The 12,912-nt window shown below is 68.3% G+C and carries 12 protein-coding genes; 4 read left to right on the top strand and 8 right to left on the bottom strand.

Annotation, left to right across the window (positions count from 1 at the left end; genetic code table 11):
• Complete coding sequence (locus ABIC35_RS07950; RefSeq protein WP_121075529.1) at positions 1-720, bottom strand: hypothetical protein; 720 nt, start codon at positions 718-720, stop codon at positions 1-3.
• Positions 721-775: 55 nt separating this feature from the next.
• Positions 776-925 carry a hypothetical protein gene (locus ABIC35_RS07945; RefSeq protein ID WP_183049347.1) on the bottom strand — a complete coding sequence of 50 codons (150 nt, stop codon included), beginning with the start codon at positions 923-925 and terminating at the stop codon, positions 776-778.
• Between the two features lie 230 nt (positions 926-1,155).
• On the opposite strand from ABIC35_RS07945, the gene ABIC35_RS07940 reads away from it, so the two are divergent.
• Entirely contained in the window at positions 1,156-2,250 is a 1,095-nt protein-coding gene (locus tag ABIC35_RS07940; protein WP_121075532.1) for a Zn-dependent alcohol dehydrogenase, read from the top strand.
• A 390-nt stretch (positions 2,251-2,640) separates the two neighbouring features.
• On the opposite strand, the gene ABIC35_RS07935 is transcribed toward ABIC35_RS07940, so the two are convergent.
• Positions 2,641-3,012 carry a response regulator transcription factor gene (locus ABIC35_RS07935; protein WP_183049348.1) on the bottom strand — a complete coding sequence of 124 codons (372 nt, stop codon included), beginning with the start codon at positions 3,010-3,012 and terminating at the stop codon, positions 2,641-2,643.
• 215 nt (positions 3,013-3,227) lie between these two features.
• Between ABIC35_RS07935 and ABIC35_RS07930 the strand changes: the two genes are divergently transcribed.
• Positions 3,228-4,655: an aldehyde dehydrogenase family protein gene (locus tag ABIC35_RS07930; protein WP_121075538.1), complete on the top strand. Its 1,428-nt coding sequence runs from the start codon at positions 3,228-3,230 to the stop codon at positions 4,653-4,655.
• A 3-nt stretch (positions 4,656-4,658) separates the two neighbouring features.
• On the top strand, positions 4,659-5,531 hold the full coding sequence (locus tag ABIC35_RS07925) for an aldo/keto reductase (protein ID WP_121075541.1): 873 nt from the start codon (positions 4,659-4,661) through the stop codon (positions 5,529-5,531).
• Positions 5,532-5,573: 42 nt separating this feature from the next.
• Here ABIC35_RS07925 and ABIC35_RS07920 read toward each other — a convergent pair whose 3' ends face one another.
• Positions 5,574-5,915: a carboxymuconolactone decarboxylase family protein gene (locus tag ABIC35_RS07920; protein ID WP_354278392.1), complete on the bottom strand. Its 342-nt coding sequence runs from the start codon at positions 5,913-5,915 to the stop codon at positions 5,574-5,576.
• 187 nt (positions 5,916-6,102) lie between these two features.
• On the opposite strand from ABIC35_RS07920, the gene ABIC35_RS07915 reads away from it, so the two are divergent.
• Positions 6,103-8,073, top strand: coding sequence for a sensor histidine kinase (locus tag ABIC35_RS07915; protein ID WP_183049349.1), 1,971 nt, complete (start codon positions 6,103-6,105; stop codon positions 8,071-8,073).
• On the opposite strand, the gene ABIC35_RS07910 is transcribed toward ABIC35_RS07915, so the two are convergent.
• The 4 genes from ABIC35_RS07910 to ABIC35_RS07895 form a co-directional block, all read right to left on the bottom strand.
• On the bottom strand, positions 8,060-8,704 hold the full coding sequence (locus ABIC35_RS07910) for a response regulator transcription factor (RefSeq protein WP_121075547.1): 645 nt from the start codon (positions 8,702-8,704) through the stop codon (positions 8,060-8,062). The two genes, ABIC35_RS07915 and ABIC35_RS07910, sit on opposite strands and share 14 nt — an antisense overlap.
• Before the next feature lie 118 nt (positions 8,705-8,822).
• Positions 8,823-10,157, bottom strand: a complete 1,335-nt coding sequence (locus ABIC35_RS07905; RefSeq protein ID WP_121075550.1) for a c-type cytochrome — start codon at positions 10,155-10,157, stop codon at positions 8,823-8,825.
• A 1-nt stretch (position 10,158) separates the two neighbouring features.
• Complete coding sequence (locus tag ABIC35_RS07900) at positions 10,159-12,303, bottom strand: xanthine dehydrogenase family protein molybdopterin-binding subunit (RefSeq protein ID WP_121075553.1); 2,145 nt, start codon at positions 12,301-12,303, stop codon at positions 10,159-10,161.
• Positions 12,300-12,761 carry a (2Fe-2S)-binding protein gene (locus ABIC35_RS07895; RefSeq protein ID WP_121075555.1) on the bottom strand — a complete coding sequence of 154 codons (462 nt, stop codon included), beginning with the start codon at positions 12,759-12,761 and terminating at the stop codon, positions 12,300-12,302. Before ABIC35_RS07895 ends, ABIC35_RS07900 begins: the two co-directional genes overlap by 4 nt.
• Positions 12,762-12,912: the final 151 nt, after the last annotated feature.

The raw sequence follows: 12,912 nt of genomic DNA, 5'->3' as shown, positions 1-12,912 counted from the left end.
TCAGCCGAACACATAGTGGTCGATGTCGATCGACACGACCAGAGGCTCGGGCACGCGCTGGCCGTCGGGCTGGCGCGGGTAGATGCGGCGGCGGGTGGGCAGGCGGATGCCGTCGACCTCGGTATAGTCGGTCAGATAGTGCGCGCCCGGCGTGCCGCCGGCGATCTCCACGTCATAGTCGTGGCGGGCGATCAGTCCCTCCTCGGTGACGTAGAGCGTCTGCACGCTGCTGTGGCTGACGATGCCGGACGGCAGCGTCACGCGCAGGCGGCGCCAGCGGTTGCCGTCTTCCTCCCGGTCGGCCAGCTGCTCGGTCTCCACGCCGTCCCAGGCGAGCAGGAACGGCATGTTGAAATAGGTCCACATCGCGCAGCCGGCGAAATAGGCGAGCTGCGGCGGGGTCCAGGGCGTTTCCAGGGTGTGGCCGGCGAAGCTGTCGCGCGGCTGGTCGAGCGCGGCGATCTCCACGCCTTCGGCGTCGAGAAGCGTAACCCGGTCGGGGCGATAGTCCGAGCGGGCAGCGACGGTGCCGAACGGCGCATGGCCGGCGTGGATCTCGCGCAGGCTGACGGTGACGCTGGTATCGTCGAGCACGCCGCCCTGGCCCTTGAGCGGCCAGAGCACGCCGCCCTGGGTCAGGTGCGCAGTGAGGCGGTCGTGGCGCTTCCAGCGCTCCAGACCGCCATGGGCGTCGATGATTTCTGCGGCGAGCTTGAACATGGTGTCGGTCCCTTCCGGTTTCCCCAAAGCTTAGGGGCGGGGGACCGACGCGCCATCATACGCCGGTAGGAGCGGCAGCACGCGGGGCAGGGGGCTCGTCGAACGGCATCGCCTGTGCGCGGCGCGGGCTGCGCGGCTGGGGGCTGTCGAGCAGGATGCGTACCGCCCAGGGGCGGCCGGCATTGCGGGCATAGTTCACGCGCATCTTCGGTCTCCTGAAGTCTTGCAGCCATAAGCACCAGGCCGGGCGACCGCTCCATTCTACGGACGGCATGGCGGCGCCATACGTGCGTTTAGGTTAGCTCTTCGGTGTGGCCGGAACCGCCTATGCATACCGCGGTGGAGGGGGCGGGATACGCACGCCTGATAGCGGCCCGGCGCGGACCCAAGCACAAGCAATTCTCTGATTTCCCGCTCCAGAGAAGGACTTCGCCCATGAAGGCTGCCATCCTCAACGCCAATGAAGGCCGCTTCGACATCGAGCAGGTCGCGATCGACGCCCCCAAGGGCCATGAAGTGCTGGTCGAGGTGAAGGCCGCGGGCCTTTGCCATACGGACCTGCATCTGGCCGAAGCCAATTACGGCACCCCGCTCCCCGCAGTGCTGGGGCACGAACTGGCCGGCGTGGTGAAGGCGCTGGGGCCGGGCGTGACCGAGTTCGCGATCGGCGACCATGTCGTCGCATCGCTGGTACAGTTCTGCGGCCATTGCTTTCCGTGCCTCGACGGCCGCACCTTTCAGTGCGACCATCCCGAGGAGACGATGCGCCCGGCCGAGCAGGGCCAGCGGCTGACCCGCGCCGCCGACGGCGCGCCGGTCTATCCCGGCTTCGGCACCGCTGCCTTTGCCGAGATGGCGCTGATCCACCAGAACCAGCTGGTGAAGGTGCCCAAGGCGATGCCGTTCCCGCAGGCCTCGCTGCTCGGCTGCAGCGTGATCACCGGCGCCGGTGCGGCGATCAACACCGCGCAGGTCCGCCCGGGCGACAGCGTCGTGGTGATCGGCGCGGGCGGCGTGGGGCTGAACGCGATCGCCGGCGCCAAGCTGGCGGGCGCCGCGCACATCATCGCCGTCGATGCCCAGCCGCAGAAGGAGGCGCTCGCCCGCAAGTTCGGTGCGACCGACTTCATCGACGCGCGCGCGACCAACGCGCTGGAGGCGGTGCGCACGCAATTCCCCGGCGGCGTCGACCATGCCTTCGAGATCATCGGGCTGGTGCCAACGTCGGAACAGGCGGTGGCGATGGTCCGCAAGGGCGGCGGCGCCTATCTGATCGGGCTGCACCGGCCGGGCGTGAACGTGGCGGTTTCCGGCCTCGACCTGATCGTCCGCCAGGTGGAGCTGCGCGGCGTCTACATGGGATCGAGCAACATCAAGCACGACATCCCGATGTTCGCCGAGCTGTACCTGCAGGGCCGCTACAATCTCGACGATCTGGTCTCGCGCGAGGTGAACGTCGCCGAGATCAACGAGGCCTATGAGGATCTGAAGCACGGCGCCGTCGCGCGCGCGGTGATCACCTCGTTCTGAGGGCTCGCAACGCGCTCCGGCGCGTCCGGCGCTTCGCCGCCCGGTGACGTTCCCCAGCCCGCATCCCACCTTCTGTTCCAAGCAGGAAAGCAGCGGGTTGCTCGGAACCGGCCGCCGGGCGGCGGATATGCGGCGGCCTTCCGCCCTTTCCCGATCATCCTTTTCCTGAAAGGCCCACAGGCGAACGGCATCGCCTGCGAGCCCTTCTCGTGCGTGCGCGGCGTCACGGGCCGGGCTGCCATCGCTTGCGCTGCATGGGGGAGGTTGTCGGGCGGCGGGGGGGCAGGGGGGCAATGCCGCCCGACCCCTTCTATGTACCGCGCCGCGTGCCGTGACGTCAGTATACGGAGGTATCCGCTAACCCATCCTGGGGTAAGGCTGCCCGATCCTTCAATGCCGGGGAAGTACAGCCTCGACACAGCCGAGCAGCTCCGTCGGGTCGAACGGCTTGGCCAGGACGCAGCTAACGCCGAGGGCCTCGGCGCTTCGCCGAACGGAGTCGGTCGCATAGGCGGAGATCAGGATGATCGGCGTGGTCACCGCTTCCGAACGGAGGTGGCGGGAGAGTTCGATGCCGGTCATCCCCGGCATCTGGATGTCGCTGACGATGCACTGACACTTCTCGGCCACCGCCGCGCGCAGGAAATCGCCGGCGCAGCCAAAGGCCCGCGTGCGCAAGCCGCTGCTCTCGAACAGATCGGCCAGTGCCTCGCGCACGCCGGCATCGTCGTCAACGATGGAGACGAGGGGGGCGTCATTCACGCGCAAGACCTTCTTGCCGATAGTTCACCCGATCACCTCTCGACCCTTCCTGCTGCTGCGCAATCCATACTCGGGTATGCGGAGGAGGGTTCCTGCGCGTCAAAGCAAATATGCTCCGTTTCCTGTCTCCGCCGCATACTGGCGTAGGGCTACCCGCGGGCGGGGCGGCCGTACCAGATCGGGGCTCCCCGTTTCGATTTTTGGGAGTCTTCACAATGTCCGATATCGACCCAGCCGCCGCCCGTCACTTGCTGATCGACGGCAAGCTCGTGCCCGGCGATGCGCAGCTGGACATCGTCGACCCCACCACCGGCGGAGTGTTCGCCCAGGCACCGCGCGCCAGCGCCGCCCAGGCCGAGCAGGCGATCGCCGCTGCCAAGGCCGCCCAACCAGGCTGGGAAGCGCTCGGCTATGACGGCCGCAAGCCCTATCTGCACGCGCTCGCGGACGCGATCGATGCGCGGGTAAGCGAGCTCGCCACGGTGCTGACTCGCGAGCGCGGCGGCCCGATCGCCGAATGCCGCCGCGAGGTGGGCATTGCCGCCGGCGCGATCCGCCACTTCGCGGACCAGCGGCTCGAGGACGAGGTTCGCCGCGATACCGAGGCGGAGCTGATCGTCGGCCAGCGCTATGCTCAGGGCGTGGTGGTGGCGATCACGCCGTGGAACCGGCCGATGACGCTGCTGTCGTTCAAGCTCGGCCCGGCGCTGATCACCGGCAACACCGTCATCTCCAAGCCGGCGCCGACCACCCCGCTCGCCACGCTGCTGCTCGGCGAGATCGCCAGCACGATCCTGCCCCCGGGCGTGTTCCAGACGCTGGCCGACGCCAATGATCTCGGCCCACTGCTCACCAGCCATCCGGACGTTGCTCATGTCAGCTTCACCGGTTCGACGCCCACCGGCAAGAAGGTGCTGACCAGCGCTGCCGGCACGATGAAGCGCTTCACGCTGGAGCTGGGCGGCAACGACGCCGCGATCATTCTCGACGATGCCGATCTGGACGTGGTGCTGCCCCGGATCTTCGCCGCCGCGATGATCAACGCCGGCCAGGTCTGCTACGCCGCCAAGCGCATTTACGCGCCGGCTGCGATGCTGGATGCGGTGAGCGAGGGGCTGGCGGCACTTGCCCGAGCGGCGGTGCTGGGCGACGGGCTCGATACCGCCACCACCATCGGCCCGGTGCAGAACAAGATGCAGTTCGAGAAGGTGCTCGGCTTCATCCAGAGCGCCCGCGACGAGGGGGGCACAATCCTCAGCGGCGGCGAGGCGCTCGGCCGCGGCTATTTCATCGCACCGACGATCGTTCGCGACCTGCCGCTGACCGCGAAGCTGGTTCGCGAGGAGCAGTTCGGCCCGGCGCTGCCGGTGCTTGGCTACGAAACCGTCGAAGACGTGATCGCCGAGGCGAACAACAGCGAGTTCGGCCTGGGCGGATCGATCTGGACCGGCGACGTGGCGCGCGGCATCGCGGTCGCCTCGCGGATACAGAGCGGCACGGTATGGGTTAACCGGCACATGTCGCTGCCCTATGACGTGCCGTTCGGCGGCGCCAAGGAATCCGGCCTCGGCCTGCAGAACGGGCATGAGGGCATGGAAGATTTCACCCAGCTGCGCATCGTCAATGTCGCAAGGAGCTTTTGAGCCATGACCGATTCCCGTACTCCGGACGCGCGCGCCGCCGGCACCTTCGCGATCGGCGGCGACATGGAGGTCGTCCGCCTCGGCTATGGCGCGATGCGGATCGCCGGACCGGGCGTGTGGGGCCCGCCGCGCGACCGCGACGCGGTGCTGGCGACGCTCCGTCGCCTGGCCGAGCTGGGCGTGAATTTTATTGACACGGCGGACTCGTATGGTCCCGATGTGTCCGAGCCGCTGATCCGCGAAGGGCTGCATCCCTATGACGGGCTGTTCGTCGCGACCAAGGCGGGGCTCAAGCGCCCGGGTCCGGACCAGTGGGCGCCGCACGGCGATCCCGACTATCTGGTCTCGCAGGCGCATCGTAGCCGCGAGCTGCTCGGGGTCGAGCGTATCGACCTGTGGCAGCTGCATCGCATCGATCCCAAGGTGCCGGTGCGCGAGCAGTTCGACGCGATCGCGCGGCTGCTGGCCGAGGGCGTGATCCGTCACGCCGGCCTCAGCCAGGTGACCGTCGAGGAGATCGAGGCGGCGCGCGCGGTGTTCCCGGTGGCGACGGTGCAGAACCGCTACAATCTGGGCGACCGCAGCAGCGAGGATGTGCTCGATTATTGCACGCGGGAGGGGATCGGCTTCATCCCCTGGTACCCACTGTCGGCCGGGCGGCTGACCGAGAAGGGCTCGGTGCTTGATCGGATCGCGCACGAACATGGCGTGACGCCGGGGCAGATCGCGCTCGCCTGGCTGCTCCAGCGCAGCCCGGTGATGCTGCCGATCCCGGGGACGGGCCAGGTGCACCATCTGGAGGAGAATGTCGCCGCGGCCGGTATCCGGCTGAGCGACGACGCCTTTGCCGAGCTGGACGCCGCCGGCCGGGCATGAACGGCGGAGCCCCCTTCCCGCGGGAAGGGGGCTCGTGGCGCTTCATTCGTGGTCCGAATATGCATCCATGGCGCGCGTCGAATAGACCAGCGCCGCACCAGCGTTCAGGCTGATCGCCACGCCGAGCGCTTCGGCCAGTTCCTCCGGGGTCGCACCGGCCTTGCGCGCCGCATCGGTGTGCACGGTGATGCAGCCGTCGCAACGCAGGCTCACCGCGCAGGCCACCGCGATCAGCTCGCGCGTCTTCTGGTCCAGACGCCCTGTCTTCGCGCCGGCGCCACCCAGCGTCGCATAGCCGCGCACCGTGTCCGGCGTGAGCTTGCCCAGGCCGCCGACGCCGGCCAGTACCTGCTCGCGATAGCCGTTCCAATCCATCATGTGCATGATTTCTCTCCAAATTCGTGCCCGTTGCGGACGAGCAACGGTGTAGCAGGGGCGGGGCGCGGCGCCGTCCTAGACGGGGGTATGGCGGGAGGTGGCGGCGGCGCACCTACCCCGGTATAGGATGGTCGCAGCGGTGGCTGTGCCAACGTCCCGGTGGGCAACCGCCCGAGCCACGAGCAGGAGCCATATGACCGCGAACGGGACCAGAGTGGCGCTGCGGACCGCCGCCGTCGCTTTGGCGGCCATGGTGTTCTGGTGCGATTCCATTGCCGAAATCGACGCGTCGATCGCCATCCTCTACCTGCTCGTCCCGATGCTGGTCGCAGGGGCCGGCGGCGAGGGCGAGATCCGGCTGGCGACAGGCGCCTGTATCGTACTGGCGCTGCTCTCCTGGTGCCTGGTGCATGGCGCAGCGCCGGATTCCGGCAATGTCTTGCGCGTGCTGTTCGCCTGCGTCGCGATCGGGGTTACCGGTGCGCTGCTGGTCAGCCACCAGCGGCTGACGGCCGTGCGCGAGGCGCTGGAGACCAGCCGGCGGGAGATGGAGCATTTCGCGGATTCGGTGCCGCAGATCCTGTGGCGCTCGCGGCCGGAAGGCCAAATCGACTTCTTCAACCGCGCCTATGCGGACCTGACCGGCCGCTCCATCCCCGACGCGATCGCCACGCAGGACTGGACGCCGGATCTCTATCCCGAGGAGGCGCCTGCCTTCCTGGCGCATACCCAGGCATGCTTTGAAGCCGGCGCGGACATCCGCACCATGTATCGGCTGCGGCATGCAAGCGGGCAGTATCGCTGGATGCTGATCTCCGCCCGGCCGGTGCGGGACGCGAACGGACAGGTGCTCGCCTATTACGGCAGCAATACCGACGTACACGACCAAGTGACGATGCAGGAGCAGGTGCGCGAACTGAACGCGACGCTCGAAACCCTTGTCGCCGAGCGCACCGCCGCGCTGACCAAGGAGCAGGTGCGCAACTCCAGCCTGTTCGAGCTGAGCAGCATCAGCTTCGCCGAGATGGACTTCGGCGCGACCCTGCCGATCCTGGAGGGCCTGCGCCGCGCCGGCGTGCGCGACCTGCGCGCCTATTTTGCCGACCATCCGGACGAGCTCGCGCGTTGCCTCAGCCTGGTCCGCACCACCCGCGTCAACACCGCGCTGGCCAAGCTGATGGGCTATGCCGACCTCGCCGAACTGGCCGCCAAGCCGCCGGCCGAGAATGCGGAGGACGGGCCGGAGGTGCAGCTCCAGCAGCTGGAGATGATCTATGCCGGCGAAACGACGCTGAACGGCCACACCGTGCTGATCGGCAAGGACGGGCTGCGCGTTCCCGTATACTTCTCGGTCAGCACGCTGGGCGACGGGCTGCACCTGTCGAGCCTGGTCGATCTCACCGAGCGCGAGCGAATCGAGGAACTGCGCCGCGGGGCGCAGGCCGAACTGGCGCGGGCCAACCGCGCAGCGACGCTGGGCGCATATTCCGCATCGATCGCGCATGAACTCAACCAGCCCGTCGCCTCGCTGCTGATGGACGCACGCACCGGTCTGCGCACGCTGCAGGGCGACGCGCCGAACCCGGAACTCGCCGCACGGGTACTGGACCGGATCAATCAGGCCGCCCAGCGCATCGCCGCGATCATCGCGCGCGCGCGGGACACGATCGTCGCCGGCGACCGGCCCGCCGAACCTGTGGACCTCTGCGCGCTTGCGTCCGAATTGCGCGAACTGCTTGAGCGGCAGCTGCGCGCCGCGCGGGCGACGATCGAAGTGACCTGCGCGGAGGGAACGCCCCCGGTGCTCGCCGATCGGGTCAACCTGCAGCAGGTGCTCGTCAATCTCGTCAGCAACGCCGCCGATGCCCTGCGCGACAGCAGTGGCGTGCGCCGCATCCTCGTGTCGGTCCAGCCGGAGGCGGACGGGGTCGAGGTGCGCGTGGAGGATACCGGTCCGGGCATCGCCGAGGCGCATCTCGACAAGCTGTTCCAGCCCTTCTTCACTACCAAGGCCGGCGGAATCGGCATGGGGCTGCAGATCTGCCGCTCGATCGTCGAGGGCATGGGCGGGCGGCTGGAGGCGGGAAACCGGCCCGAAGGCGGGGCGTGGTTCCGCTTCGTCCTCGTCGCGGCGGACGAGGACGGGGCGATCAGCGCAGGTTGAGCGCGCGAACCTTCTGGATCATGTCGGCGACGGTGGTCGCCTTGAGCTTCCGGAAGGCGCTGCTGCGGTGCATCTTCACGGTGATCTCGGCGATGCCCAGCTCATAGGCGATCTGCTTGTTGAGCAGCCCGCGATCGACCGCCTTGAGGACGTCCAGCTCGCGCGGGGTGAGCCGCTCGGCGAGCTTGCGCAGCTCCGCGGTGCCCGCCTCGGCGGCGCGCTGCTCGGCATCGGTGCGCAGCGCCTCGGCCACTGCGTCCAGCAGTTCCTGGTCGCGAAACGGCTTGGGTAGGAAGTTCACCGCACCCAGCTTCATCGCGCGCACCGACATCGGCACATCGGCATGGCCGGTGATGAAGATGATCGGAATCCGCACGCTTTGGTCGTTCATGCGGCGCTGTAGATCCAGACCACTTTCTTCAGGCATGCGCACGTCGAGCACGAGGCAGCTCGGCACGTCGCGGCGCGGCGCGTCGAGAAAGGCGCGGGTGGAGGGGAAGGCTTCGGCGTGGAGGCCGACCGAGCCGAACAGGTCGACCAGCGCCTCGCGAATCATCGCATCGTCGTCGACGACGAAGATCTGACTATCGGCCAACACGGGTTCGGCGCGTTCTTCTCGCAATGCCAGCATTCCCATTCTCCTGCTGGAGCGAACCGAAGCGGCACGGCGCAGCAACGGATCGTAACATACCGCACGCGGCGCCATCCGTAAAATCCCGCAGGCCCCTACCGTAGTATGGGGGGCGAGCTTATTCGGCCCGCAGCTTCCCCACATCCTTCGGCGCGATCTTCGACGGCATCGTGCCGAAGCGCGCGGTCACGTAATTGGCGACGGCGGCGATCTCGGTGTCGCTGTAGCTGTGCGCGAACCCGGGCATATAGGGGCGGCCGGCGGTTTGCGGGCCGGTGCCCTGCAGCACCATCAGCGCCACGTTGGCCGCGGTGGGATCGCTGACCGCCTTCTTGGCGGTGAGCTGCGCGTCGGCGGTGAGCGAACCCTTGCCGCTCCAGGCGTGGCAGCTGACGCAGGCCTGCTCGAACACGCGCTTGCCGATCGGATTGTCAATCGGCCCCTGTGCGTGCGACACGGCGGCGAATTCGGCAGGGGCACCCAGGCGCGCGCTGTGGATCGGCGGGATGGTCTGCAGATAGGTGGCGATGGCGGCGATGTCGCCCTTGGTCAGCTTGGAGAAGCTGAGGTCGACCGCCTCGCGCATCGGACCGGAGGCGACGCTACGCCCATTCGCATGGCCGGTGGCAAGATAGGCCTCGATCTCCGGCTTGCTCCACGCGCCGATGCCGGTCGTGCGGTCGCTGGTGATGTTGTAGGCATTCCAGCCTTCCGCCACGCCGCCGGCGAACTTCGCCCGTGTGTTCATCGCCTGCGCCAGGGTGCGCGGGGTGTGGCACTCGCCGCAATGGGCTGGTCCTTCCACCAGGTAGGCGCCGCGATTCCATTCCGGGCTGCGCTCGGCGATTGCCTCGAAGCGCTTGTCCTTGTTGAAGAAATAGCCCCAGATCCCCATCAACCAGCGCTGGTTGTAGGGGAAGTGGAAAGTGTTGGGCAGATTGGCCTGGCGCACCGGCTGGAGCGAGAAGAGATAGGCCTTGATCGCCAGCACGTCCCCGTCGGGCATCAGCGAGTAGGAGGCATAGGGGAAGGCGGGGTAGAGCCGCGTGCCGTCGGCCGAGATGCCCTGGTGGACCGCGCGGAGGAACTGCGCGTCGGTCCAGTTGCCGATGCCGGTGGCTTTGTCCGGCGTAATGTTGGGCGTATAGAGCGTGCCGAAGGGCAGCTTGAACGGCCGCCCGCCGGCGAACGGCGTGCCGCCCTTGGCGGTGTGGCAGGCGCGGCAATCGGCCGCGTCGGTGAGGTAGCGGCCCTTCTCGACCAGGCTGGCATTGGCCAGCTCGGCCGGCACGCCGACGGGCGAGGGGCCCTTATAATCGGCCAGCGCGACCTTGGTGCCGCCCGCGAAATCAAGCGGACCTGGGAGGAAGAGCATGCGGCCGGCAATGCCGCCGCCGCCGATCACCACGGCAGCGCCCACCAGCAGGGCGATGGTGCGGGTGCGGATCGCCATGTCAGGCCTTTCGTGCGAGGAGAGTAGTGTCGATCGGCATGCGGGTCAGTTGCACGCCGGTCGCTGCATAGACGGCGTTGGCTACCGCCGGCTGGACGCTCACGGTGCCGGGCTCACCGATGCCGCCCGGTGCCTCGGCGCTGGGGACCAGATGGACTTCGATCTGCGGCATCTCGTCGATGCGCAGCACGCGATAGTCGTGGAAGTTGCTCTGCTGCACGCGGCCCTTTTCCAGCGTGATCTGTTGGTGGAGCACGGCGGAGAGGCCGAACACATGCCCGCCCTGGATCTGCGAGATCACGCCGTCCGGATTGACAGTGACGCCGCAATCCACCGCGGTCACCACGCGCTGCACCCGCACCGTGCCGTCATCGGCCACGGCGACTTCGGCCACCGTCGCGAGATAGCTGCCGAACGCATATTGGAGGCAGATGCCGCGCCCCGAGCGCGCCGGCAGCGGCGTCCCCCAGCCGGCCTTTTCGGCGGCGAGATCCAGAACATGGCGTGCTCGGCCCTTGGGATCGGTGAGGCTGCGGCGATAGTCGAGCGGATCCTTGCCAGCCTTGTTGGCCAGCAGGTCGACGAAGCTCTCGGTCGAGAACACGTTATTGTTCGGCCCCACGCCGCGCCAGAAGCAGGTCTGGACGCCCACCGGTTCGTGCCGGACATAGTTTACCGCCGGGCTGGGCAGCACATAGGGCGTCTCCGCGGCGCCATCGATAGCGTCGACATCGATGCCGCCGACAAAGGCGGGCGGGAGGAACCGGGCGATCTCGGCCGGGCCAACGACCTTGTGCGACCAGCCCACGGGCCTGCCGTCCTTCAGCTTGGCGCTGAGCCAGCTGCCATATACCGAGCGATACGGCGCCTTCTGGATGTCTTCCTCGCGGGTCCAGACGATCTTGACCGGGCCGTCGACCTTCTGCGCGACGCGCACCGCCTTCTCGACCATGTCCACTTCCAGCCGCCGACCGAAGCCGCCGCCGATGAGGTGGTTGTTGAGCGTCACCGCCTCGGGCGGGATGCCGAGCACCTGCGCGGCGATCCCCTGCGCCTTGGTGCTGACCTGGGTCCCGACCCACAGCTCGCAGGCGCCGGGCTTCACGTGCACCGTGCAGTTCATCGGCTCCATCGGCGCATGGGCGAGCAGCGGGATCTCGTAATGCGCGGAGACCACGTCCGTGGCGTTCGGATCGACCGCGTTGCCCTTGGTCACCGGCACGCCTGGCTGGGCGGCGGCTGCCTGCAGGCCCTGCCACAGCGTCTCGGTGGAGACTGCGGCGTTGGCGCCGTCCTGCCAGGTGATGGCAATGGCATCGAGCCCCTGCTTGGCCGCCCACATATGGTCGCCGACCACCGCGACGATGTCGTCCAGCACGATGATCTGGCGGACGCCCGGTAGCGCCTTGGCCTGGCTGTCGTCGACATGCGCCACCTTGCCGCCCAGCACCGGGCTGGCGCAGAGCGTGGCGAACTTCACGCCTTCGGGCATCGCGTCGATGCCGTATTTCAGGCTGCCGTCGACCTTGTGCGCAGTATCCAGCCGGTGGTGCGGCTTGCCGATCAGGCGGAAGTTCTTGGGATCCTTGAGCGCCGGCTCGGCGGGCGGCTTGAGGCGAGCGGCGGCACTGGCGACCTCGCCATAGCCGATCGCGCGGCCGCTGGCGGCATGCCGGATCTGGCCGTTCTCGGTGGTGCAACTCGCCGGATCGACGCTCCAGCGGGCAGCGGCTGCCTGCACCAGCATCGCGCGGGCCGCGGCGCCGGCCTTGCGCATCGGCAGGAAATAGCCGCGAACCGAGGTGGAGCCGCCGGTCACCTGGATCTTGAAGATGGGGTTGCCGTACAGCGCGTCGCTCGGCGGCGCCTCCGCCAGCGTCACCGTGGCGAGGTCGACGTCGAGCTCCTCCGCGATCAGCATTGCGAGGGTGGTGTAGATGCCCTGGCCCATCTCGACCTGGGGCATGATCATCGTCGTCGTGCCGTCGGTGCCGATGCGGATGAACGCGTCGGGGGCGAAGGCCGCGGCATGCGCGGGGTCGCCGGCGACGGCAATCCTGCTGCCGGCGATGCCCACCGCGAGGACGAAGCCGCCCGCGGCCATGCCGCGCAGCAGCTGGCGGCGGGTAGGGGCCGCGGCGTTCATGCGTGGTGCTCCGCCGCGGCCTTCTTGATACCCTCGCGGATGCGGACATAGGTGCCGCAGCGGCAGATATTCCCGGCCATCGCCGCATCGATATCGGCGTCGCTGGGGGCAGGGGTGCTGGCGATCAGCGCCGCGGCGGACATGATCTGGCCGGACTGGCAATAGCCGCACTGGATCACGTCCAGGTCCAGCCATGCCTTCTGGACGGCAGCCCCGGCGGGGGTCTGGCCCACGCCTTCCACCGTCGTGATCTTGCGCGCGCCGACCAGGCCGACCGGCAACAGGCATGAGCGGACCGGCTGGCCGTCGAGATGGACGGTGCAGGCGCCGCACTGGGCGATGCCGCAGCCGAACTTGGTGCCGGTCATGCCGAGCACGTCGCGCAGCACCCAGAGGAGCGGCACATCCGCCGTCACGTCGGCGCTGTGCGCCTCGCCGTTGATCGATAGCTCGAACATGCGCCCCTCGAAAATGCTGGTTTGATACGCGGCCGAACCTACCTGCGCCGGCCGCCCTGCGCAGCCATACGGCCGTATGCCTCCGCTTGGCCGATCGTACGATTTCGGTGCGGCGCAAAGCAGGTGATCGTGAAACTCCAGCAACCCGCAG

The sequence above is a fragment of the Sphingomonas trueperi genome (assembly GCF_040545965.1).
Lineage (GTDB): Bacteria > Pseudomonadota > Alphaproteobacteria > Sphingomonadales > Sphingomonadaceae > Sphingomonas > Sphingomonas trueperi_C.
The sequence above is the reverse complement of the archived record's forward strand: the minus strand, read 5'-3'. Positions and strand labels throughout refer to the sequence as shown.

Bases quoted from the DNA above. Each gene is read 5' to 3' on its own strand.
- ABIC35_RS07950 (WP_121075529.1), bottom strand. From the start codon at position 720: ATGTTCAAGCTCGCCGCAGAAATCATCGACGCCCATGGCGGTCTGGAG.
- ABIC35_RS07945 (WP_183049347.1), bottom strand. From the start codon at position 925: ATGCGCGTGAACTATGCCCGCAATGCCGGCCGCCCCTGGGCGGTACGC.
- ABIC35_RS07940 (WP_121075532.1), top strand. From the start codon at position 1,156: ATGAAGGCTGCCATCCTCAACGCCAATGAAGGCCGCTTCGACATCGAG.
- ABIC35_RS07930 (WP_121075538.1), top strand. From the start codon at position 3,228: ATGTCCGATATCGACCCAGCCGCCGCCCGTCACTTGCTGATCGACGGC.
- ABIC35_RS07925 (WP_121075541.1), top strand. From the start codon at position 4,659: ATGACCGATTCCCGTACTCCGGACGCGCGCGCCGCCGGCACCTTCGCG.
- ABIC35_RS07920 (WP_354278392.1), bottom strand. From the start codon at position 5,915: ATGCACATGATGGATTGGAACGGCTATCGCGAGCAGGTACTGGCCGGC.
- ABIC35_RS07915 (WP_183049349.1), top strand. From the start codon at position 6,103: ATGACCGCGAACGGGACCAGAGTGGCGCTGCGGACCGCCGCCGTCGCT.
- ABIC35_RS07910 (WP_121075547.1), bottom strand. From the start codon at position 8,704: ATGCTGGCATTGCGAGAAGAACGCGCCGAACCCGTGTTGGCCGATAGT.
- ABIC35_RS07905 (WP_121075550.1), bottom strand. From the start codon at position 10,157: ATGGCGATCCGCACCCGCACCATCGCCCTGCTGGTGGGCGCTGCCGTG.
- ABIC35_RS07900 (WP_121075553.1), bottom strand. From the start codon at position 12,303: ATGAACGCCGCGGCCCCTACCCGCCGCCAGCTGCTGCGCGGCATGGCC.
- ABIC35_RS07895 (WP_121075555.1), bottom strand. From the start codon at position 12,761: ATGTTCGAGCTATCGATCAACGGCGAGGCGCACAGCGCCGACGTGACG.